Origin of the sequence: Aliiglaciecola sp. CAU 1673, assembly GCF_029223185.1 — a bacterium.
In the GTDB taxonomy this organism is placed as follows: Bacteria; Pseudomonadota; Gammaproteobacteria; order Enterobacterales; family Alteromonadaceae; genus Bowmanella.
The window spans coordinates 73,997-95,886 of record NZ_JARHUG010000018.1 but is presented as its reverse complement, the minus strand read 5'-3'; the positions used below and the strand labels follow the sequence as shown (position 1 = coordinate 95,886).

Sequence of the window (21,890 nt, the reverse complement as noted above, 5' to 3'; positions counted from 1 at the left end):
CCATTTCTAGTTCATATTGTTGGGGGGTTTTGTCTCTAAGCATGGTGAATCCATGTTGTTCACTATGCTCATTAGATCAAAGGCCTGGATCTGCGTCCAGGCCTTTTTCAACAGTCTGAAAGGGCGAATTATCGCCCTTTTTTAATGCCGGTCTGTGTTCAGGTTATTATTCAGTACTATAGGGCTGACCATCGGCAAGAAAATACTGGCTCGAGGTCTGAGCGCGCTGATTGTCGTAGGTGAAGGTTTGCCGGGCGTAACCGCTCCAGTCATTGTTAACCAGCCTATCTTGTTCATCTGTGTTTCGCACTTCCTGAAGTAGCCCCATATCGTTATAGAGGTAGTGGACTTTGGCCACGCCGTCGCTATTACGGGTAAGGTTACCGTCTTTGCCATAATACTCGTGGCGCAATAGCCTCATTCCGCTGGGGTCCCAAATGGAAATTCGTTTGTGAAATCCGTATTGACCATTGACCGGTTGTAACTTGGCATCGGTAAACCAACGTGAGGTCATGTTGCCATATTGATCATAGGCAGCATGCCAGTTTGCTGCACCGGAGGCATGCATCTTGGGCGCACCGTCTGCGCCGAAAAAGGCGATCCGTGTCCAGTTGTATTCGTCAAAGGTGTATTGTTCGCCGGCAGTGCCTGTGGGACCAAGGGCTGGCTTGCCTTCGGTATCCAGCACTTCCCAGCGCTCAAAGCCTTGGCGGGTATTATAGAAGTAGCGGTACTGGGCGGCGCCGGAGGCCGATGCTTTCAATTCATTATTATCGTCCAGGTTTTGCATCAGACGTAAGTTGCCACGACCATCAAACACCAGGCGAATACGCTCGAACTCAAAGCCGGGACGGTGTGTTTTGATCTTGCCGTTGGCGTCAACGCGCTCTTCTATCACCGTGCCGCTGTCCTCGTGGGTCCAGCGATAAGCGGCGATCCCCCAGGCATTTTCGATAGGTTGGTTATCTTTGTTGATAAAGGTTAATGCCAGATAGCGTCCGCGTTGGTCTTTTTGATAGTGCTTTTCCCAGACCTCCCCCCAGACGCTGATCCGGTTGCCAAAACCGTCGAAGAATTGATGCACTTCCGTATCGTCGCGATAGTCAATCTTGGTGTGTAGCGCATGCACATAAAGGGTCGGAATGGCCTTAAATGCCTTTCCTAGGCGGGTTTGAATATCCACTATTCGATTGAGTCTGTCGTAACCGACCTGAATATGGGCTCTGTTTTTTGCATCGGCTTCGCTGAGCGGCATGGTGCCGATAAAGGGCTGATAGGGTGACTCCCAGAAGTGAAAGTCAGCAAAGTACTGGGTGCGGTAGACGTTGGCATGGACACTGCTGCAAAAAAGCACTGCCGCTATGAGAAAGAATCGAATCATAAGTTTCTCCGGTGAATTCGTGAGCAGAGAGTAACGACGCTGCCCCGCCTCGGGCAGATAATTGCGAAGTTCGGCAGTGGTTTTGCGTTTTTCGGTTTTTGTCCCGCGCGTTGCAACGCTATGATGGCTGCCAATACAAACAGGTACCAAGCCGACATGCACCGCAACATTGCCTTCCGACAGTTTATCTGGGTTCAGCTGCTGCTTTGGACTGCCATGGTTTTACTGACCCGTTTTACCTGGTTGGATGTCTACCCACCAAGTTGGCTCTGGATAGTCTGTTATATGTTCCTGGGGGCGTTGTATTCTTCGTTGTTAGCACTGTGCTTTGTTGCGATTCGATCTTGGCCCATTGTGTCGCAATTGCTGCTGGCGTTTGTGCTGTCGGTTGTTCTCGGCCTATTGTGGCGGGCCAGCTTCAATGCGCTGGAGTACCATGTACTGGAGTCTGCCAATAACCAATTTCGTTTTTGGGGCTATTTTCATAATGGTAAATCGGCAGTGATGCAGTTGTTGCTTTGGAGTTGTGGTTACTGGCTATGGCAAAACCACCAACGCCTGGACAGACAATTGCGTAAGCAGGAATTACTGCGGCAGCAGGCACGGGACGCCAAGTTAAAGCTGTTGCAACTGCAAATAGATCCACACTTTTTGTTCAATGTGCTGGCCAATGTAGACACGCTGTTATTGAAACAGGATCCCGTCTCGGCCCGCACTATGCTGTCGAAACTCAGTGCTTTTTTACGACAGACGCTGAGTCTCGATCCCCCTTTGTCACAATCGCTGGAAAAAGAACTGCAGCGCAGTCGTCACTATCTGGAAATAGAGAAACTGCGTTTTGGCGATAAATTGCGCCTGGACTGGCAGTTACCCGAACCACTTCCAGATATCGCCTTACCTACCGGCCTGCTGCTGCCGCTGATGGAAAATGCGATAAAGCATGGTGTAGCGGTAAAAGGCTCTGAGATAAACATCTCCATACAGGTTGAGCAAATGGCGGATTGCACCCGAATCAGTGTCAGCAACCCAAGTGAAAATACTGACGAAGTTAGAGAAGGAATGGGCATGGGGCTCGCCAACACCGGTCAGCGACTGCAAACCTTTTTTGGTGACCGGGCTCGTTTGGACTGTCGCCACCAAGAGGGAAAACATATCGCTACCATCAGCATCATGGACAGCCCATGCCACTGAAGGTATTACTGGTTGACGATGAGCCTCTGGCGAGAGACGCGTTACGGCTGCGTTTATTACGGGCCGAAGGCTTTGTGATCGCCGCAGAAGCCGACAATGGTGAAGATGCCTTGCTGCTGGCCAAAAAGCTGCAACCGGATGTGGTGTTCCTGGATATCAATATGCCCCGTTTGTCAGGTATTGAGGCGGCCAAAGTACTGAGCCAATATTGCAGTGCCCAGATAGTCTTTGTCAGTGCCTACGAGCAATACGCCATAGAGGCATTCAGACTGGCCGCCGTAGACTATCTCACCAAGCCAATTAACGATGAATTTTTTGCGCAAACCTTAAGCAGATTGCAGCAGCGTCATGAGCAGGGTCAACCGGCTGAGAAAACGCAAAGCACTTCACCGTTACCGTCAAGCTACTTGCAGCGCTTGGCCCTCAAGGACGAGGGGGAGACAGTGATGGTTGAAACTCGCCATATTGATGCGGTTGAGTCGGTTGGGGACTATTTGTGCATCAAGGCCTGTAACCGTGTTTTTGTCGTGCGATATACCATGAAACAGCTGTGCTCCTTGCTTGACCCGGAGTTCTTTGTTCGCTGCCACCGCTCCCATTTATTGAACCTGGAAAAGATAGACAGCTTGCAGCAGACTGCGGAAGGGACTTTCCTGGTCTGTCAGGGAAATTCACATCCTGTAAGCCGGCGCTATCTGGCAAAGGTGAAAGAGCGATTAAAAACCTTTGCCGGCAAAGTGTAAGTGTCTGATTAATAACAACTTAGTGTTGGTTAAGGTAATGCTCATCCCGGCAAGCCTCATCGGGCAGTTCTACTTCAATGGTGGTATGGGCCAAACGGTATGGCTCAAGCCGTGCATTAACTTCGGCTTTCAGGGCCTGATAAGCGTTGGCATCCAAAACCCTGTCGCTAACCAGATGCACTGTCAGCACATGCTGCTCGCCGTCCAGGGACCATAAATGCAGGTGGTGAAGGGCGCTGATGCCGGGAATAGCCAGTAAGGTTGTTTGCAGTTGTTGTTGCATCGCAGGATCAGGACTTTTCTGTAGAAACAGGCCGATGCTGGTCCAGGTATGGCGAACCACGTTGAACAGAATAAACAGGCTGAACGTGATGGCCAGGATCGGGTCGAGGATAGGCAACTCCACAAACATCATCACCACGCTGACGATCAATACTGCGATCCAACCCAGCATATCTTCGAGCAGGTGCCAGTTCAGCACCTTCTCATTCAGGGTTTTACCACCGTGGAGTTTATAGGCACCATAACCGTTAACCGCGATGCCTAGCAGCGCCAGAGCAAACATACCTGCAGTGTGGGGCATTTGCGGATCTAGCAGCCGGGGAAGGGATTCGCTCAATACCCAGGCAGTACCGCCAATCAAGACCAGTCCGTTAATCAAGGCAGAAAGTAGCGACAGGCGTTTGAGCCCATAGCTGAAATGAGTGCTGACTGGCTTTTGTGATAGTCCGCCCATCACCCAGGCCAGACCAATAGAAAGTGCATCGCCCAAGTCATGCACCGCATCGGCCATGATCGCCGTACTGTTGGTTAAAAGGCCGCCAATAAATTCAATAATGGCAAAGCCCAGATTAAGGAAGAATGCTATGGCCATGCGGCCTTGAGTGCCATTGTCATGGTGGATGTGAGCATGATGATGGTGTGAGTGACTATGCATGGGTAACTAGGTTGCTGGCGTTGTCATCAGACTATATTGCCGCTGGTCGGCGGGCAAGCTCGGGTCAACAGAAGAAGGTGACTGCCGAATCATTGGACCAGTAAAAAAGTCTGTAACTGAATGCGTGTTCAACTTGTGTTCTGTGGCGATAGTGGATATGTTGGTTAAGTCGGTCTCAAAATCGGAAAAAATCTGTGCAGGTCAATGGCTTGCTACCGAAAAACGGCAAAAGACCCAAAAATGCGCTTGATGATTTATTGCTCAGTGCGTCAACGCTTTTGCTGACCCTGAGACCGGCTTGATAAATAAAAACAGGCTGGCCTGGAAATCTTTTTCAATGTCCAAGGCCGCCCGGGGAACTTGGTTGAGCAACGCGCCAATCCTGAACACCTAGTGTTCAGTGACCCAATAATAAGAATAAGGCACGGCCAACCAGACAATAACAACAAGTCGGAGACGGTTTATGCCTACTCATATCACCAGGTTGTCAAGAAGCATCAAGCTTGCACTAACCACCGCTGCTACTGCCGGTTTAATTATTTCTACTCAAGCCAGTGCTCAAGAAGAATCTGAAGCGCCCAAAGCCGATGCGGCGGTAGAGAAAATCGCCATCGTTGGTACTCGCGCTGCCCCCCGTTCAGTGGGCAACTCACCGGTACCAGTAGATATTATTGGTGGTGAAGAATTTGAAAATCAGGGCTCTACTGACATGATTTCCATGTTGCAGACTGTGGTGCCTTCCTTAAACGTAAACGAACAGCCCATTAACGATGCCTCTACCTTGGTACGTCCGGCCAACCTCCGTGGTATGGCTTCTGACCACACCTTGGTGTTGGTTAACGGTAAGCGTCGTCACCGCAGTGCCGTTATCACCTTCTTAGGTGGAGGATTGTCAGACGGTGCTCAGGGCCCGGACGTATCTGTGATCCCTGCTATTGCCATTAAGCAGGTTGAAGTATTGCGTGACGGCGCTGCCGCCCAGTATGGTTCAGACGCCATCGCGGGTGTGGTCAACTTCGCGCTCAAGAACGATGACAACGGCGGTACATTGGAAGCCCGTTACGGCTCTTACTATGAAGGCGATGGCGATACCTTTCAGGTGGCCGGTAATATCGGTTTGCCGTTGTCTGATGACGGTTTTGCCAACTTCTCTATGGAGTACAAAGAAGCGGATCCTACAAGCCGTAGCGTGCAGCGTGATGATGCTGCTGCACTGATTGCAGGCGGCAATTCAGCTGTTCCGCAGCCTGTAGCACAGGTATGGGGTAATCCAGAATTTAAATATGACTTTAAATTCTTTGGTAACTTCGGTCTGGACCTGGGTAACGACAAAGAAGCCTATATGTTCGTTAACTGGGCCGAGAAAGAAGTGGAAGGCGGCTTCTACTACCGTAACCCCCATAATCGTGGCGGCGTAAACGATGGAGGCATCGATGAGTTTGGTAACCAGCTGCTGTTGGTCGGTGACTTGACCGGTGATATGAGTGGTAACTGTCCTACCGATATTCTGGTTGGCGACAACGTACTGCAAAACCCTCGTTATATCAATGAAGTAGCCAATAATCCTAATTGCTGGGCTTTTAACGAGATGTTCCCAGGCGGTTTTACCCCGAAGTTTGGTGGCGTATTGACCGATGCCTCGTTTGTTGCCGGTACCAAAGGCGATATGGGTAATGAATGGTTGTATGATGCTAGTGTGTCTATCGGCCAAAACGAAGTGGATTTCTTTATTCGTAATACCATTAACCCCTCTTTAGGCCCGGATACTCCCACCGAATTTAACCCTGGTAAATACATTCAGTCCGAGAAGCGTGCCAACTTTGATGTGTCCAAGTATTTTGAAATGGATGCCATCGAAGGCATGAACTTCGCCGCTGGTTTCGAATATGGTCATGAATCCTATGAATCCATCGCTGGCGATCCAAAATCATACGAAAGAGGCATATTAGGCTTGCAAGGTTTTGGGATAGGCTCCAATGGATTCCCTGGGTTGGCACCTAAATTCCAAGGTAAAGACAGCCGTCATAGCGTCGCCCTGTATGTGGATACCGAATTCAATATCAACGAAGACTTGCTGTTGGGAGCTGCCATTCGTTACGAGGACTTCTCCGACTTTGGCAACACTACCAAAGGTAAGCTGTCTGCCCGCTGGCAGGTTACTGAAAGCTGGGCGTTGCGTGGTGCTTTGGCCTCCGGCTTTAAGGCCCCAACCATTGGTCAGTCTAACGTACGTAACGTAACCACGGCCTTTGCTAACGTCAATGGCGAAACCAAGCTGGTCGACCGTGCTACCTTGCCACCGACAGACCCTATCGCTGTGCAAAAAGGTGCAGAGCCGCTGCAGCCTGAAGAGTCAACCAGCTACAGCTTAGGTTTGGTGGGTGAACTTGATAATGGCCTTTTCCTGACCATCGACTACTACAATATTGAGCTAAAAGACCGGATCAGTACCGCCTCCGGTATCACGCTGACCCAGGCCGATATTGATGCACTGCTGGCGCAGGGTGTAACCGATGCCTCCAGCTTCAGTCAGGTTAGCTTCTTCACAAACGACTTCGATACCACCACTCAGGGTGTGGATATTGTCGCCAACTACAGCCAGGAAATGTTTGGTGGCGACACCAAGTACTCCTTGGCTTACAACTGGACCCGAACCGAAGTGGATGATGCCGGTGATACCGTATCACCTGATCGCGTACGCATGCTGGAAGACAACCTGCCGCCGGTGCGTTACAGCTTTACTGCAAACCACACCAATGGTGACTGGCGTGTTCTTGGTCGTTTAAGCTACTTCGGAAGTATCTTTGAAGATCACCTGGATTCCGGCTTACCCATCGACCACATCGGCTCTGAGTTCACCGTGGACGTGGAAGTAGGTTACCACTTCACCGAGAATTTCAACGTGGTAGTGGGTGCCAAGAACCTGCTGGATGAATATCCAGACAGAAACACCCAATGGGATACCGAAGTTGCTGGTGCTCAGTACCCTGTTACCTCACCCATTGGTATCAATGGTGGTTTCTACTACGTCAGGGGTGTTTACAGCTTCTAATAGCGTAACTAACCTAAGTAAGGCCGCTATATGCGGCCTTTTCTTTTTGATAGGGTGCAATGAAACTGATTTCACTGAAATTTGTTGCTATCACCGTAATGGCCCTGACGGGCACTTTGCTGATGCTTTGGTGGTATGCACTAAACAGTACCCAGCGGAATTAGCACCCCAAAAAGACCAAGTGGAAGGCACACTTTTCGATAACGTACAGCTGATCAGCATGCGACAAGATATGGCGCAGGTGGTGTCAGGACAGTCTGTGTTGATTCGGAGTGGCAACATTGAGGCAATAGGGCCTTCTGGCAGTATTCAGGCGCCATCAGGTTTTCGGGTGGTGGACGGTCAGGGACAGTATCTAATGCCTGGCTTGATTGATGCGCATATTCATCTGAGCGATGAAGTTGAACTGGCTGCTTACCTGGCTCATGGGGGCACGGGTGTGCGCAATATGTCTGGCTACCCGTTTCATTTGACGATTCCCGAGCGTTACCAGGACAATGAGTTATTTGGCCCGGATTTTATTACCACCGGTCCTATCTTAAATAGCCATGGTCCCAATGAAAATTTGATACAGCAGATTGTCACCACTGCTGAAGAAGCGCGGGAAGCCGTCAGGCAGCAGTATCGCCAAGGCTATCGTGCGCTGAAAATCTATTCTAATCTGACGCGCGAAGCCTATACCGCCATTCTGGAAGAAGCCGCCAATCTGGGCCTGCCTATCACCGGTCATTCTCCTGAAGGTGTTCGTGAGGTGGGAATTCCCTGGGAAAAGCCCTTCGAGATCCCCTGGGAGGGAGCCGTTGGCAAAGGCTTTACCACCTTAGAGCATTTAGAAACCATCGTTTGGCATGGACTAAGGGACGATCTTGATGAACAGAAGATGGCGCAACTGGCCGATGAATTGGTGGCATCGGGGGATGTGGTAACGCCCACCCTGATTGCACACAGGCGCCTGGTGCTAATTGCCCAAACTAAAGGTGAATACCTCAATCGGCCGGGGTCAGAAACCATCAATCCATTTGTCAGACTGATAGAGTCAGGATCAGAAAACTATTGGAAAGGGGCTGACGTATCAGATTATGAGGCACCCCATGCCGCGTATTTTATAACGGCAGCAGGTATTTTGCACCGTGCCGGCGTGCCTTTGCTGGTGGGTACTGATGCCGGTAGCTTCGGCATCATTCCTGGCGCTTCAATGACCCGGGAGCATGAACTTTTTATTGAGGCAGGGATCCCCGCATATAACGCATTAAAAAGTGCAACCATATTGCCGGCAAAAATCCTTGGATTTGAAAAAGCGGGTATGATTTCTCCGGGATTTAAGGCCAACCTGGTGTTGTTACAAGGCAATCCCTTGGACAATATCAGTGTGGTTGAGCACTCACAGGGAGTCATGATTGGTGGTCGATGGCTGGACGAGAAGCAGATACAAGCTTTGCAAAAGGCGGCGCGAGATACCTCAATGCTTCGTTCTGCCGGGCGGGCAGTACAGATGCTGCTAGCTAAGTAGCTTCGCCAGGAAAACGCTTATTATATTTAGAAAAACTTGTTCTTAATTGGAAACTCAATGAAGACATTGACCCTGTTCCGGCATGCCAAGTCCAGTTGGAAGTATGACATTGATGATGCTTTCCGGCCGCTAAATGCCAGGGGCTATCGTGATGCCCCGCTGATGGCGGCAGAATTTTCTGGGCAGCAGCCTGAACTGGTGTTGTGTTCCCCGGCGATAAGGACATACAGCACCGCATTGATATATCTTGAGTATCTGCAGATACCACTTCAAAGGTTGCAGTTGGACTGGGCCTTGTATGAAACCAGTGGCGAGCGGTTGATGTCTTTTTTAAAGACGCAATCTGACAATGTGCAGCATATATGGTTATTTGGCCACAATCCGGGACTGAATGAGTTGCTGGATTTGTGTTTGCAAGAGTCACAGGAGAACCTGGTGACCGGCGCCTGGGCGAGTCTTGCCTTCGATTGTTCCTCTTGGACAGTATTGAATAGAGCAAGTCTTTTGGCCTCGGCTAAACCGCAAAAGGAAAAGACAAACTAGATGTTAAATGCCATCCACCATGTCGCCATCATCTGCTCTGATTATGCGGTTTCCAAAGTCTTTTATACGCAAATATTAGGCTTGCAGATTGTGGCTGAACATTATCGCGGCGCAAGAGATTCATATAAATTGGACTTACGCCTGCCTGACGGAGGCCAAATTGAGCTCTTCTCTTTCCCCAATCCGCCACCAAGACAGACTCGTCCCGAAGCCCAGGGATTACGTCATCTGGCGTTTAGTGTCAAATCTGTGCCTGAGGCGGTCGAAAAACTTGAGAAGAAGGGGGTATCCGTAGAGCCGATCCGCATCGACGAATATACCGGTAAAGCCTATACCTTTTTCCAGGATCCCGATGGCTTACCAATTGAGCTCTATCAACAGTAGATTTAACAGAATAACCTGTGTAAATGCTTATTCTTGCATAAACTTGAAGGGGCAATGCAGGAGCTAGGCTAATGAATAATTTACAAAAACTCGGTGGGTTAGCGGCATGGGTCTGTGCTTTCACCTACCTTGTTGGCTACCTGTTGTACCTCACGCTTTTGTCGCCTATTCAAAGCGATGCCACGCCCTCAGAAGCACAAGAACAACTAGCCTTTCTGGTCGAGCATCAGGCTGTCATTTACGTGTGGAATCTGGTCATCTATGTGCTCTTCGGTGTTTTTCTGGTGGGCCTGGTTTTCTCTCTCAATGAAAGGCTTCGCACCAAAGCACCGGCACAGATGCTGCTGGCCACCGCTTTTGGACTGATATGGTCGGGGTTGGTGATTGCCAGTGGCATGGTGGCCAATATCGGGCTTGAGCGGGTGGTCAATTTATCCAATATCGATCCCGAGCAAGCTTTAACTGTAGGGCTGGCCCTTGGTGCGGTCACGGACGGGTTAGGCGGGGGAACGGAAATTGTCGGTGCACTCTGGGTGCTACTGGTGTCTTGGGCGGGGCTCGAAGCTGGTCTTTTGCCCAAGGGGCTGCATTATCTTGGCTTAGCCGTTGCCTTTGTGGGTATGCTGGTATTGATCCCTGCACTTAGTTCCCTGGGGGTCCTGCTAAAAATAGGACAAATTAGCTGGTTTGTTTGGTTGGGCATGCAAATGTTGCTGGCCGAGATGCGTCAAGACTGGGATGCTCCAGACAACCCCATGCAGTAGTCCACTTCTGCTTTTGCCTTCAACAGGTTAAGCTGGGAAACCCGATATCGGCGTCAAAAAATACAGAAGATGAAACTAAGAGAAATGAAAGGCCTGGGACCGGCCAGCGAACAATGCCTTATCAAAGTAGGGATCCACAGTCCGGAGCAGTTGCATCAGGTGGGTGCCGTCGCTGCCTTTATGCGTCTTAGGGAGCAAGGCAGGCCCAGCCTCAATTTTCTGTATGCCTTAGTGGGCGCCATCGAGGACCGGCATTGGATGGATATTGCCCGGGAAGAAAAAGGCCGTCTATTACTGGAATTGGAAGGAATAGCTGAACTGCAAAGCGAATTGGCCAAAGAGGGTAGAGAACTTAAGTTCTGAAGAAAGGCCTGTTATAGAATACTTATTCGCCAATATTATTTAAGAGAACGACTAGTATCTTATCTCACTTCTCTGTTTCTGCTCCTTGTCATTCCCCCTTGCCGTAAGAGGGGATCAAGCCAACAAACTAATCACTAACAGTAGCGCCAACACCAGCGCCAGTCGCAGGGTTAGATCGCTGGTGGTCCAGGGGGTAAACGCCGGTTTTCGCGGCATTTTCTGCACAAGGCTGGTGAAGCCCTCATATAATTTGGCCCTGACGGCGCGCATATCTCTGACTAAGGCTTCTGCCACCAATGGCAACAGACGGCGGTAGAACCAGTCTATATCGAGATTAATACTGCGTAACTCCGGTGGATACAGGCCGCGCTTATTCAGCCACACAAAGGCCAGGGCCGAAAAGCACAGCAATTGCATTTGGGTCAGGCTATGGGTCAGATCATAGGGTTGATAGGAAGTGGACCATGGCAACCATTGATAGAGAAGTTCAGGGTAACTGCCAATCAGGATGCAAAGCACGGCCGATACGCCCATCGCCAGTAACATGGTCCAGGGGGCTTCGTTGACTTGATAGCCTCTGTCATGGGCAAAAAAAGCAAAGTAAGGAATTTTGATCCCGGCATGGTGAAACACGCCTGCAGAGGCAAAAAGCAGCATTAACCATAAAATGGGATAGCCTTGTTCGAGCATGGCCAACATCACCATGGATTTAGTGACAAAGCCGCTGAACAGGGGAAAGGCTGAAATCGAGGCCGCACCAACCAGACATAGTACCGTGGTTTTAGGCATGGACTTGTACAAGCCTCCCAAATCCGAGCCCAAGGTATGGCCGGTACGAAATAGCACAGCCCCCATGCTCATAAACAGTAATCCTTTGAATATCACATCGGCAAAGGCGTGAGCCACGGCACCGTTTAGGGCAAGGGCGGTGCCAAGACCGATACCACAGACCATAAATCCCAGCTGGTTGATCATGCTGTAGGCCAACACTTTGCGAAGATCATTCTCTATCACTGCATAGAAAATGGGAAAGCAGGTCATGATGGCTCCGATGTAAATCAATATCTCGGTGCCGGCGAAACTGCGGGCCAAGGCATACACCGCCACTTTTGTGGTAAAAGCAGACAAAAACACCGCGCCGGCAGCGCTGGCATTGGCATAGGCATCGGTGATCCAGCCATGCAGCAGGGGAAACGCACACTTAATGCCAAAAGCGAGGAAGATCAGAACGCCTGCCAGGGTATCCAGAGACAGTTTATCAAATGCCAGGCTGCCACTTTGTTGGTAGTGCAGCAAAATGCCGCTGAGCAACAACAGGCCGGAGAGAATGTGGGCGTACAGGTAACGCAATCCGGCATTGCGGCTGTCGGCTTGCCCCCCCATCATCACCAGGCCAGCAGAGCTGAGTGCAAGTAATTCCCAAAAGATAAAAAGGCTGATCAGATCGCCGGAAAATACTGCACCGATAGCGCTGCCTGCATAGAGCATGGACAGGCTTGGCTCGAAGCGGCTTTGTTTATGCCATGAGAAGATAAATGCCAGTATTGCAGCCAGGTGAAATAGCAACCCAAAAAGCAGGCTCAGTTTATCCGCATGTATCAGAGCTAATTCAAATCCCATCAGTGAGGCAGTTACTTCAGTGGGAGGAAAGAGCAGCAGCATTATTCCGCCAAGTACCGGCGGCACCAGCATCAGCAACCTTTGCCACCATCCGGTAAACCAAGGCAATAAGATGCTGGCCAGGAAAAAAGGTAAAAAGGGCGGGATATCAGCGCTTATCATAGTAATCCTCGTCGCGCTGAAGAAACTTTCGCATCAACTTGGCCAGCAGCACCAGCAATACACAGGCGACAAAGCCAAAGGCGGCGTAGAAACCGGGAATCGCTTCAAAATCAAGAAGATGATGACGATGCACCACAAAATCCAGCAAAAAAAGCACAACACAAAGACTGTAGAAAAAACGCAATAGCCTTTGTACGTTGGCCGGATTGTCGAATACACCTTTTTGCTTCTGAGACATGGCGCGTCTCCTTCTCAACCGGTAATGGGGCGCAGCAGCTGGATCAGGGGCTCGGCTGCGAAAAACAATAAAATACAAGCCAGTGCCGGCAATGCCATGGACACCTGGCAGCTCAGAGGCACTTTCTTCAGGGCAAAAGGTTGTGCAGACGGACGAAAGGCACCCAGGGGCACAGACAACAAGTAGGCAATATTCAGCAAGGAACTCAGCATCAGTACCCCCAGCAGTAAATATTGGCCTGCTTCCACTGTGCCCAGTGCCAGGTACCATTTACTCCAGAGTCCTCCAAAAGGTGGCAAGCCGATAACGCTTAAGCTCGCCAGCGTAAAAATGATAAACGGCAGCGGCATTTGCCGACCAAGGCCGGTGAGTTCGCTGATGTTGGTCTTGCCACTGGCAATCAGGATAACCCCTGCCACAAAAAACAGGCTGATTTTGGCCATGCCGTGCATCAGCATTTGCAGGGCGCCGCCCAGCAAACCCATGCTATTTGCCAGCACCGTGCCAAGCACAATGTAAGACAATTGACTGATGGTGGAGTAAGCCAGACGCTCTTTAAGGTTATCGCGGGTCATGGCCACAAAGGAGGCCAACAAGATGGTTAGCGCAGGCAGCCACAGAAGCAGCGTGGCCTGGGCATGAATGACCTCTGCACCAAACAGGTAAAGGGTGACTTTTAGCAAGGTAAACACCCCAGCTTTAACCACGGCCACCGCATGCAACAGCGCACTGACGGGTGTCGGTGCGACCATGGCCGCCGGTAACCAGCGATGCAGCGGCATCACCGCCGCTTTGGCCACCCCCAGCACAAACAGCAGATAGAGAAGAGCAACGCCGGGCTGATCCTTATCCAGCAACCCGCCGGGTGTGAAGTTAAGGCTGCCGGTCCATTGCCAAAACACCAATATGCCGGGAAGCAGCAACAGCAAAGAGCTGCCCATCAGCAGCATCAGATACAGGCGCGCGTTCTTGCGGGTCTTCTCGTCGCCTTTATGGCTAACCAAAGGATAGGTCGTGAGGGTCAATAGCTCATAAAACAGGAAGAGGGTGAGCAGGTTGTCTGCCAGGATAAGCCCCATCAGGCAAGCCATGGCAAGGCAAAATGCCACATAGAAACGGGTTTGATGGCTTTCTTGTTTGGCGCGCATATAACCAATGGCGTATAGGTGCGTGATCAGCCAAAGACTGCTGGCTAACAGGGCAAAACACAGTCCCAGTGGCTCAATGCTAAAGGCCAGTGGAATGCCTTCTATCGGGGAGGCAAATATCAGGGGGGCATTCCACAACAGTGCTTCGTGGCTAAGGTTGAATTGCACAAAGCCAGTGATACTCCAAAGCAAAAGCATCAGCGCAGTGAATGCGCCAAAGCCATCACGCAGGTTTGGCTGCCTGCCCAGAAAGCCAACCGCCAAGGCGCCGAGAAGGGGGATCAGCGGCCCTATGCCCAGCCATAATGAGAGGCTCATGAGCTGCCCCACAATACCGTCGCGGCATGTTGTGCCAATTGCCAGGGCCATTGACTAAAAAAGCCGAAATAGAGACAGCCGAGAGTCAGGCTCCACATGGACAGGGGCATCAACCAACCCGGTTTCACGGTTAGCTGCATGTTACTTTGGGGATTACTGTAGGCGGTTTCCAGTATTTTCCATACATAAGCCAGGGCCATCAGGGAACTGGCGAGGATGGCCAACACCAACCCAAAGCGTCCTTGTGTGAGCGCTGCATCCAGCAATTGCCATTTACCCACAAAGCCCACAGTGCCTGGTACACCAACCAGACTTAAACCACAGATCACCAGCGCCAGAAACAACAAAGGCGAGCGCCCGGCCAATCCTGTCAGTTGGCTTATTTTGCTGGTGCCCGCGCTCAGTACCATAATGCCGGCCAGCATAAACAGGCCGCCTTTGGCCAGTGTATGGGCAAACAGCTGCATTAAGCTGGCGCTTAAACCTTTTGCAGACAACAGTCCCATACCGCCCAACATATAACCGAGGTGGGCCAGGCTGGAATAAGCCAGCAGGCCTTTAAAGTCATCCTCTTTTAAGGCCAGATAGGAACAATAAAGCATGGCCAGAACACCGCCAACCAACAGTAATTCAGCCAGATAGTGACTGGCACTGATGGCCTGGCCGAATAAGCCGAACTGGCAGCGCACCAACACATACAAGGCGACCTTGGTGGCGGTCGCTGCTAATAGCACCGCCACCGCGCTGGGAGCAAATCGGTATACCGTAGGTAACCAAAGGTGCAGCGGGAAGATAGCGATTTTCAGCACCAAACCGGCGAAAATAAAAGCAAAGGCACCCTGAATTGTCCGTTGATGAGGACTAGTGGCAAACTTTTGCGCCATATCCTCAAGATTAAGGGTGCCGGTGGCGGTATAGGCAAGACCCACGCCGATCAGAAACAACGTTGCCCCCAGTGTACCGGTGACCAGATAGCGAAACGCGGCCAGCAAGGCGCGCCGATCTTTACCCAAACTGACCAGGCCATAGGTGGCGAGCGAAGAAATCTCCAAAAACACGAACAGATTAAAGATATCTGCAGTGAGGACCATACCGAGCAGGCCCATGACACACAATTGCATGCAGCAGTAGGCATAAGGCAGCTTTTCATGATCAACATCTGTGCGCAGGCTGTGCTTGGCATAAACACAGGTCAGCACGGCAATGGCTGCAATCAGCAAGCCCATAAACAGGCTCAAGGCGTCAACCCGGTAGGCGATCCCCCAGGGGATTGCCCAGCCTCCCATGGAGTAGTCCAAAGGCTGACCGCCGAGGACCACAGGGAGCATGGCAACAAAGCAAAGCAGTTGGCCGATGCTGATTATCAGGGTTATCCACCATGCCCAGCTCGACCGTCCAAGTAAAGCCGCCAGTGGTGCGCCAATCATGGGCAGCAGAATGGGTAACACAGCCAGGTGCAGAGACATCAGCATGCTTATTCCTGCTCCTGTTGGTCTTTCTCGAGGATCGCATCTTCTTCTATGCTGCCGTAGGCCTTATGGATGCGTACGATCAAAGCGTAACCCACCGCCAGGGTGGCCACGCCCACCACAATGGCCGTCAGCATCAAGACTTGTGGAAGCGGATTGGCGTAGCGGCTGAATCCTTCAGCGAGGATAGGGACAGTGGCATCATGTCGGTAGCCCCAACTGATAAACAGCAGAAATACCCCGGTTTGAAAAATGCTTAGACAGGCCAGCTTTTTGAGCAGATTTTGCCTGGCGATGATGCCGTAAAGACCAATCATCAGTAAGGCAATTACTGCCCAATAATTGAAATGCCCCAACACCAAATCCAACACACTCTCCATCAAGGCAAACGACTCCAATGGGCAAAGGCATAGAAGATCAGGGTCAGAGTGGAAGCGACGGTCATACCCACGCCAATTTCAATCAGAATGATTCCGATATGCTGGCCTTCTAACGGCGTCTTAGCCATTACCGAGTAGTTGAGAAACTCCCCTCCCAGAAGCACGTCCACCAATCCTGTACCGGCATAAAGCAAGAGACCGAAGCATGCCAATATTCTGAGCCAGGAAGGTGGCAACACTCTTTCCGCAGCAGGCAGGCCAAACGCCAGCAAATAAAAAACCATGGCGGCGCTGAAAATGGCGCCGGCCTGAAAACCGCCACCGGGACTGAAATCACCGTGAAACTGCACATAGAAGGCGAAAAGTAAGATCAGCGGGATCAGGTACCTGGCCAAAACCTGAAGGAGCAGGTGGGACTTCATCGGGAGGTGATCCTTATCTTATTTTTGACCTTCACACTGGGTTTTTGCCGCCAATGCCCCAGCAGCATCAGTACACAGACACCACCAGTGAAAATGACTGCCACCTCGCCCAAGGTGTCAAAACCCCGATAACTGGCAAGCACCGCGGTCACCACATTGGGTACGCCGGTTTCTTCTTTACCTTTTTCCAGATAATGCTTAGCCACCCCTTGCAGCGCAGGAGACTGTTCATCGCCGAGGGGCGGCAGATCCAGACTGATCACCACCAACAGTCCGCCGACCAGGGTACATAGCAACAAGGCGGGAAGATGTATTTTCGGGCGCTTTTCTTTGTGAATTCCGGTAATCGCCAAGGTCGCCAGCATCAGCACCGTGGAGATCCCAGTACCCACCGCCGCTTCAGTGAAGGCCACATCGGGTGCATCCAAAACGAGGAACAGCGCTGCGGTTAACAAACTATAGAGACCAAACAACATCGCCATGGCCATTAAATGACGGATAAAGAGGATGGATACGGCCATGGTCAGCAGAAACAGCAGCAACACGATGTTCAGCACCACATCAATCATGCTTGGTCTCCATGGGCGGCAAGCCCGCCTGACGGGCTGCATGACCTAAGGCATAACTTGACGTGGGGTTGGTAAAAAACAAAAAGCCGAAGATGAGTCCTAATTTAAGGGACGCTAAGGTAAGTCCTTCTTGAAGTGCCAGGCCCGCTAACACCAAAAAGGCACACAGACTGTCTGTCATGCCCAGGGCATGCAGTCGGGTGTAAAAGTCAGGAAAACGATGCAGACCCATGGCACCGGCTAACCCCAGTAGCGCCCCGGCAAACAACAGTAGTGCCGACAATCCCTCCCACATCATTGCTCCTCCTTGTCCAGGTAGGCAAAGTGCTTACCCCGCTCAATCAAGCGCAGGGCGGCGACTACCGCCAAAAAGTTCAGTAACGAATAGAGCAGAGCAATATCCAGTAAATCCATGCGTCCGGACCAGGCAGCGAATAACGCAATCAGCAGCACGCTCTTGGTGCCTGCCATATTTACCGCCAAGATGCGATCAAACAAACTGGGCCCCAGCAGTGCCCGGGCTAGTGCCAGCGCCAGGGTCAGTAAAATCAGGGCAATCACAACAATCAGAAGCATCAGTCTTTCTCTTCCAGTCTGGACACCAGTATCGCCAGATGCCCCGCTTGCAGAGCCTGACTGTGTTCAACAGAGAGATAGTGCACTACCAGACACTCCTCTGAAAGTTCAAGGCTGGCGGTGCCTGGTGTCAGGGTGATGGCATTGGCATAAATGGCTTTACATAACTGGGAGCGAAAAGGCAGTTCCAGGGTCAGGGTTTGCGGGGACAGCCGACGAATGCCCATCAGGCGAAGTAACATGTCGAGGTTGGACAGCACAATCAGCCAGAAGAGCTTCGTCCAAAACAGCGGCAAACGGTATAGCAGCCGGGCATGACTGATATGCTGCGGTCCTTCTGCAAAAGCCAATCCCATGCGATGCACTAAAAGCAGGGTTAAACATACAGACAACAGGCCTAATGACAGCATCAGCACTGAATGATGGCCGGACAACAGCCACCACAGCAGCAACAACACCACTGCCAGACCCACATATCTGCTTATCAATGCCATTCCTTCCCTTGTTATGCCTGCTTTGGGCAGGTGAATTTTAAAACGGGTTATCAATAGGTTAGTTGATTTTTTAGGCATGTAGTAATACCAAGTCCATTAATGATGTGATCACTCAGCGAGAGTCAAAATGTTCCATGGCAAGGCAAGGGGCTGCAGGTTTAGTGGACCTAAATCAAAGACGCCAAACACCGCCAGGGGGCATTTTGGCCTCGCCCACAGGGAGCGGCCAGAAGGGCTTATTTCTTTGACATAGACACCACTATGCCTGCACAAATGTTTCTGGAAAACATTTGAACATCCAAAGGATGGCCAAAGGCGAAGGGCAGGAAGCCCGTAGTCAAGCGGCGCCTCGATCTAAGCCCTTCTGACCTGCTCTGAGTTGACCAGATCATTAATGGACTTGGTATAACTGGCCGGTCCGGCAATTGCGGCTGGGCGTGGCAAAGTGCTGATCAGGGCCGGCATTTTTTGGCATAATCCGCCGTCGACTCAGGAGAACCGATGCCAACGACCAGAAAAGCCTTCGCCAAAGACGGGGCCCTTGCCACAGCCATTCAGGGGTTTGCGCCCCGTGAGGCACAGATCCAGATGGCCGAAGCCGTGGAGCAGGCGATCGCCAAAAAAGGGCAATTAGTCGTGGAAGCGGGCACCGGTACCGGCAAAACCTTTGCCTACTTGGTGCCCTCACTGTTAAGCGGTAAAAAAGTCATTCTCTCCACCGGTACCAAAAACCTGCAGGAGCAGCTCTATCACCGCGACCTGCCACTGGTCAAAAAAGCCTTGGCCATGGGCGGCAAAACCCAGTTGTTAAAAGGGCGCGCCAACTACTTATGTATACACCGCCTGGCACAACATGGCGGCAACAGCACCTTGGTGGATAAAACCGTATTGCACGAGCTTACACTGGTGCGTGAATGGGCGAGCAGCACCAAAACCGGTGATATGGGTGAGCTTCGCTCGCTGCCCGAAGATGCCCGGGTGTTGCCTTTTGTAACCTCTACCGTGGATAACTGTCTGGGCAAAGACTGTCCCAATTATGAAGATTGCTATCTGGTCAAAGCCCGGCGCAATGCCATGGATGCCGACCTGGTGGTGGTTAACCACCATTTGTTCTTCGCCGATATGGCCCTCAAAGACACTGGCTTTGGTGAGCTGATTCCCGAAGCGGATGTAATTGTCTTTGATGAAGCCCATCAAATCCCGGAAATTGCCAGCGAATACTTTGGCGAAGCGCTTTCCAGTCGCCAGTTGCAGGACCTGGCCACCGATATGGATTTGGTCTATCGTACCAGCCTCAAAGATGCCCAACAGCTTTCCAAGGTGGCCGAAAAGCTGAAGATGATTGCCATGGATCTGCGCTTACTGTTTCCGGAAACCCCGCAGCGCGGAAACTGGCGCGAGCAGTTGCTGCGCGATGAGGTGGATGCCCAGGTGCAAAAGCTCAAGGAAACCCTGGAGCTGGTCTACGAGGTCTTAAAACTGCACCTCGGTCGAGACAAAGATCTGGATAATCTGTATGAACGTGCAGCCGAAGCCAGAAGTAAGCTGAACAAGCTCACCGACAAGGACAAGCTGGGGATCAGTTTGTGGTATGAAACCACGCCGCGCCATATTGTCTTGCACTTAACCCCGTTGTCTATTGCCGGTCGCTTTGCAGAGATGATTGCCGAGCCCAGGCGCAGCTGGATCTTTACTTCCGCCACGTTGCTGGTGGGCGATGGCTTTGAACATTTTACCCGTCGCCTTGGCCTCAATGATGCCGCCACGTTAGCCCTGGACAGTCCCTTTGACTATCCGTCTCAGGCCATACTTTGTGTGCCCCGGTATTTACCCGAACCCAGCGCTTTTACCATGAAAGCAACCCTGGCCGATATTGCGGTAAAGTTGATTAATGCCAGCAAGGGGCGCTGCTTTTTACTGTTTACCAGCCATGCCATGATGAATGATATCGCCGCCATGTTGCCCGAGCGCATCACCAACCCGATTCTGGTCCAGGGTACCACCAGTAAGCGGGCGCTGCTGGAGGCCTATATGGATGACGGTGATGCCGTGTTGCTGGGTACCGGCGCATTCTGGGAAGGGGTGGATGTACGCGGCGAACATCTGGTGTGTGTGTTGATTGATAAACTACCCTTTGCCTCACCGGACGATCCGCTGCTGCAAGCCAGAATCGAAGATTGCCGCAAGCGTGGCGGCAATCCTTTTGCGCAAATCCAGATCCCCCAGGCCGTGATCACCCTTAAACAGGGGGCAGGCCGACTGATCCGGGATGCCAGCGATAAAGGAGTGCTGGTGATATGCGACAATCGCTTGGTGACCCGCGATTATGGTAAAACTTTTATATCGAGCCTGCCGGATATGCGGCGCACCCGCACATTGGACGAGGCGCTGGCATTTTTAGAGCACATTTCACAGGAATCCTCCGAGCCATGAACATACTGGTTATCGACACCGCCACTGAAGCCTGTTCCGCCGCCTTGCAAATTGGCGAGCGTCAATGGCATCGGTTTGAGATCTGCCCGCAGCAACATAGCCAACGTCTGCTGCCGATGGTGGATGAACTGCTTAAAGAAGCCGGTGCGACCTTAAAGGATCTGGATGGTCTGGCCTATGGGCGCGGCCCTGGCAGTTTTACCGGTGTGCGTATTGCCACCGGCATGATCCAAGGCCTGGCCTTGGGCACCGGTTTACCGGTGGTGGGAATTTCTACGTTGGCCGCCATGGCCCAACAAGCTCACAGCGAGCTGGGCGCCACCGAAGTAGTCGCGGCTATTGATGCGCGTATGGATGAAGTCTATTTGGGCTGCTATCACTTTGATAACGGGCAGATTGATTTGCGTTATCCCGAGCAGGTATTGCCACCGCAGGATGCCGCCAGTCTTATCGACGAACTGCCCGTTGCGCCAACCGGCGTTGGCACCGGCTGGGCAGCGTATGCGGCACTGAACCCAAAAGCTTGGGTGAAGGTAACAGACAATATCCTTTACCCCAGCGCCCTGTTTATGCTGCCTTTAGCCAGGCAGCAGTTGCAGCAAGGGGCGGGTAGCGCCGTAGAAGATATCGAGCCGGTGTATTTGCGCGATCAGGTGACGTGGAAGAAATTGCCTGGTCGCGAGTAGATACTTTACGAGCTACGAGCTACGAGCTACGAGCTACGAGGTACGAGCAGCTGTAAGAGTGGAATGAATCTTGCGTAGAGAGTTGGTTGGTGGCAGTACCCTTTAATACTGCCAGCATTTTGGCTTTTGTCTGATATCACTTAGCAGTAACCAAAAAACGTGGACATAGACGCTTCAATTATTGCCTCGCAACAAGGGCTGATCAGCAATCCGGTGGTCAAAGGACCACAGCGGGAGGCCCCGTCACGTCAGCAACAAGACGACAGCACCACACAATTACCGCCGCGCCAGGTGGTGGTCCGTCAGGGCACCGAAGAGTCCCGCGTACAAGCCGATAAATATCAGCAAGAGCAGCAGCGCTTTTATGAAGAGCCCAATGGTAAAAATCGCGCTGCACTGGATGCCTACCAAAGCCTGGCCAAGGAACAGCTTCGCGACGAAATCCACCAATCTATGGGTATCGATACCTACGTTTAGCTGCTTTTCTCCTTAAAAATTCAGTCCTCG

23 protein-coding genes are annotated in these 21,890 nt (G+C 51.6%); 11 read left to right on the top strand and 12 right to left on the bottom strand.

The annotated features are described in order from the left end of the window. Positions 1–166: 166 nt before the first annotated feature. A complete protein-coding gene (locus P2G88_RS16525) occupies positions 167–1,381 on the bottom strand; it encodes a hypothetical protein (RefSeq protein ID WP_275797957.1) in 1,215 nt (404 codons plus the stop codon). Between the two features lie 156 nt (positions 1,382–1,537). Here P2G88_RS16525 and P2G88_RS16520 point away from each other — a divergent pair, with 156 nt between their 5' ends. Together P2G88_RS16520 and P2G88_RS16515 are read left to right on the top strand one after the other, a co-directional pair. Further along, positions 1,538–2,572, top strand: coding sequence for a histidine kinase (locus P2G88_RS16520; RefSeq protein ID WP_275797956.1), 1,035 nt, complete (start codon positions 1,538–1,540; stop codon positions 2,570–2,572). Further along, entirely contained in the window at positions 2,563–3,315 is a 753-nt protein-coding gene (locus tag P2G88_RS16515) for a LytTR family DNA-binding domain-containing protein (protein ID WP_275797954.1), read from the top strand. The genes P2G88_RS16520 and P2G88_RS16515 overlap by 10 nt, the downstream gene beginning before the upstream one ends. A 19-nt stretch (positions 3,316–3,334) precedes the next feature. On the opposite strand, the gene P2G88_RS16510 is transcribed toward P2G88_RS16515, so the two are convergent. After that, positions 3,335–4,252, bottom strand: a complete 918-nt coding sequence (locus tag P2G88_RS16510) for a cation diffusion facilitator family transporter (RefSeq protein WP_275797952.1) — start codon at positions 4,250–4,252, stop codon at positions 3,335–3,337. 463 nt (positions 4,253–4,715) lie between these two features. On the opposite strand from P2G88_RS16510, the gene P2G88_RS16505 reads away from it, so the two are divergent. The 6 genes from P2G88_RS16505 (at position 4,716) to P2G88_RS16480 (ending at position 10,868) form a co-directional block, all read left to right on the top strand. Continuing rightward, positions 4,716–7,304: a TonB-dependent receptor gene (locus tag P2G88_RS16505; protein WP_275797950.1), complete on the top strand. Its 2,589-nt coding sequence runs from the start codon at positions 4,716–4,718 to the stop codon at positions 7,302–7,304. Between the two features lie 220 nt (positions 7,305–7,524). After that, positions 7,525–8,814 (top strand): amidohydrolase family protein, encoded by a 1,290-nt coding sequence (locus P2G88_RS16500; protein ID WP_275797948.1) that lies wholly within the window; start codon positions 7,525–7,527, stop codon positions 8,812–8,814. A 57-nt stretch (positions 8,815–8,871) separates the two neighbouring features. Further along, the gene (locus tag P2G88_RS16495; protein WP_275797946.1) at positions 8,872–9,357 is read left to right on the top strand and encodes a histidine phosphatase family protein; all 486 of its coding nucleotides are present in this window, start codon (positions 8,872–8,874) and stop codon (positions 9,355–9,357) included. Next, the gene (locus P2G88_RS16490; RefSeq protein WP_275797943.1) at positions 9,358–9,741 is read left to right on the top strand and encodes a VOC family protein; all 384 of its coding nucleotides are present in this window, start codon (positions 9,358–9,360) and stop codon (positions 9,739–9,741) included. Between the two features lie 71 nt (positions 9,742–9,812). After that, positions 9,813–10,505 carry a hypothetical protein gene (locus tag P2G88_RS16485; RefSeq protein ID WP_275797941.1) on the top strand — a complete coding sequence of 231 codons (693 nt, stop codon included), beginning with the start codon at positions 9,813–9,815 and terminating at the stop codon, positions 10,503–10,505. Between the two features lie 69 nt (positions 10,506–10,574). Beyond that, positions 10,575–10,868, top strand: coding sequence for a TfoX/Sxy family protein (locus tag P2G88_RS16480; protein ID WP_275797939.1), 294 nt, complete (start codon positions 10,575–10,577; stop codon positions 10,866–10,868). A gap of 114 nt (positions 10,869–10,982) precedes the next feature. Here the strand turns inward: P2G88_RS16480 and P2G88_RS16475 are convergent, their stop codons facing one another. Genes P2G88_RS16475 through P2G88_RS16430 form a run of 10 tightly spaced genes read right to left on the bottom strand, consistent with a single transcriptional unit; the run spans position 10,983 to position 18,264 of the window. After that, on the bottom strand, positions 10,983–12,650 hold the full coding sequence (locus tag P2G88_RS16475) for a Na(+)/H(+) antiporter subunit D (RefSeq protein WP_275797937.1): 1,668 nt from the start codon (positions 12,648–12,650) through the stop codon (positions 10,983–10,985). Then, the gene (locus tag P2G88_RS16470; protein ID WP_275797934.1) at positions 12,637–12,888 is read right to left on the bottom strand and encodes a hypothetical protein; all 252 of its coding nucleotides are present in this window, start codon (positions 12,886–12,888) and stop codon (positions 12,637–12,639) included. Before P2G88_RS16470 ends, P2G88_RS16475 begins: the two co-directional genes overlap by 14 nt. Before the next feature lie 14 nt (positions 12,889–12,902). Then, on the bottom strand, positions 12,903–14,354 hold the full coding sequence (locus P2G88_RS16465; protein ID WP_275797932.1) for a proton-conducting transporter membrane subunit: 1,452 nt from the start codon (positions 14,352–14,354) through the stop codon (positions 12,903–12,905). Beyond that, on the bottom strand, positions 14,351–15,826 hold the full coding sequence (locus tag P2G88_RS16460) for a monovalent cation/H+ antiporter subunit D family protein (protein ID WP_275797930.1): 1,476 nt from the start codon (positions 15,824–15,826) through the stop codon (positions 14,351–14,353). Before P2G88_RS16460 ends, P2G88_RS16465 begins: the two co-directional genes overlap by 4 nt. A gap of 2 nt (positions 15,827–15,828) precedes the next feature. Then, positions 15,829–16,203 carry a cation:proton antiporter subunit C gene (locus tag P2G88_RS16455; protein WP_275797927.1) on the bottom strand — a complete coding sequence of 125 codons (375 nt, stop codon included), beginning with the start codon at positions 16,201–16,203 and terminating at the stop codon, positions 15,829–15,831. Then, positions 16,203–16,625 (bottom strand): Na(+)/H(+) antiporter subunit B, encoded by a 423-nt coding sequence (locus P2G88_RS16450; RefSeq protein ID WP_275797925.1) that lies wholly within the window; start codon positions 16,623–16,625, stop codon positions 16,203–16,205. Before P2G88_RS16450 ends, P2G88_RS16455 begins: the two co-directional genes overlap by 1 nt. Continuing rightward, complete coding sequence (locus P2G88_RS16445) at positions 16,622–17,194, bottom strand: DUF4040 domain-containing protein (protein ID WP_275797923.1); 573 nt, start codon at positions 17,192–17,194, stop codon at positions 16,622–16,624. The genes P2G88_RS16450 and P2G88_RS16445 overlap by 4 nt, the downstream gene beginning before the upstream one ends. Continuing rightward, positions 17,187–17,492 (bottom strand): monovalent cation/H(+) antiporter subunit G, encoded by a 306-nt coding sequence (mnhG, locus tag P2G88_RS16440; protein ID WP_275797921.1) that lies wholly within the window; start codon positions 17,490–17,492, stop codon positions 17,187–17,189. The genes P2G88_RS16445 and mnhG overlap by 8 nt, the downstream gene beginning before the upstream one ends. Continuing rightward, on the bottom strand, positions 17,489–17,770 hold the full coding sequence (locus P2G88_RS16435) for a monovalent cation/H+ antiporter complex subunit F (protein WP_275797919.1): 282 nt from the start codon (positions 17,768–17,770) through the stop codon (positions 17,489–17,491). Before P2G88_RS16435 ends, mnhG begins: the two co-directional genes overlap by 4 nt. Then, positions 17,770–18,264: a Na+/H+ antiporter subunit E gene (locus tag P2G88_RS16430; RefSeq protein WP_275797917.1), complete on the bottom strand. Its 495-nt coding sequence runs from the start codon at positions 18,262–18,264 to the stop codon at positions 17,770–17,772. Before P2G88_RS16430 ends, P2G88_RS16435 begins: the two co-directional genes overlap by 1 nt. 501 nt (positions 18,265–18,765) lie before the next feature. Here P2G88_RS16430 and P2G88_RS16425 point away from each other — a divergent pair. The 3 genes from P2G88_RS16425 to P2G88_RS16415 all read left to right on the top strand — a co-directional run bounded on the left by P2G88_RS16425 (position 18,766) and on the right by P2G88_RS16415 (position 21,860). Continuing rightward, entirely contained in the window at positions 18,766–20,697 is a 1,932-nt protein-coding gene (locus P2G88_RS16425) for an ATP-dependent DNA helicase (protein WP_275797915.1), read from the top strand. Further along, the gene (gene tsaB / locus P2G88_RS16420; RefSeq protein ID WP_275797913.1) at positions 20,694–21,383 is read left to right on the top strand and encodes a tRNA (adenosine(37)-N6)-threonylcarbamoyltransferase complex dimerization subunit type 1 TsaB; all 690 of its coding nucleotides are present in this window, start codon (positions 20,694–20,696) and stop codon (positions 21,381–21,383) included. The genes P2G88_RS16425 and tsaB overlap by 4 nt, the downstream gene beginning before the upstream one ends. A 159-nt stretch (positions 21,384–21,542) precedes the next feature. After that, positions 21,543–21,860, top strand: a complete 318-nt coding sequence (locus P2G88_RS16415) for a hypothetical protein (protein WP_275797912.1) — start codon at positions 21,543–21,545, stop codon at positions 21,858–21,860. The last annotated feature ends 30 nt before the right edge of the window (positions 21,861–21,890 follow it).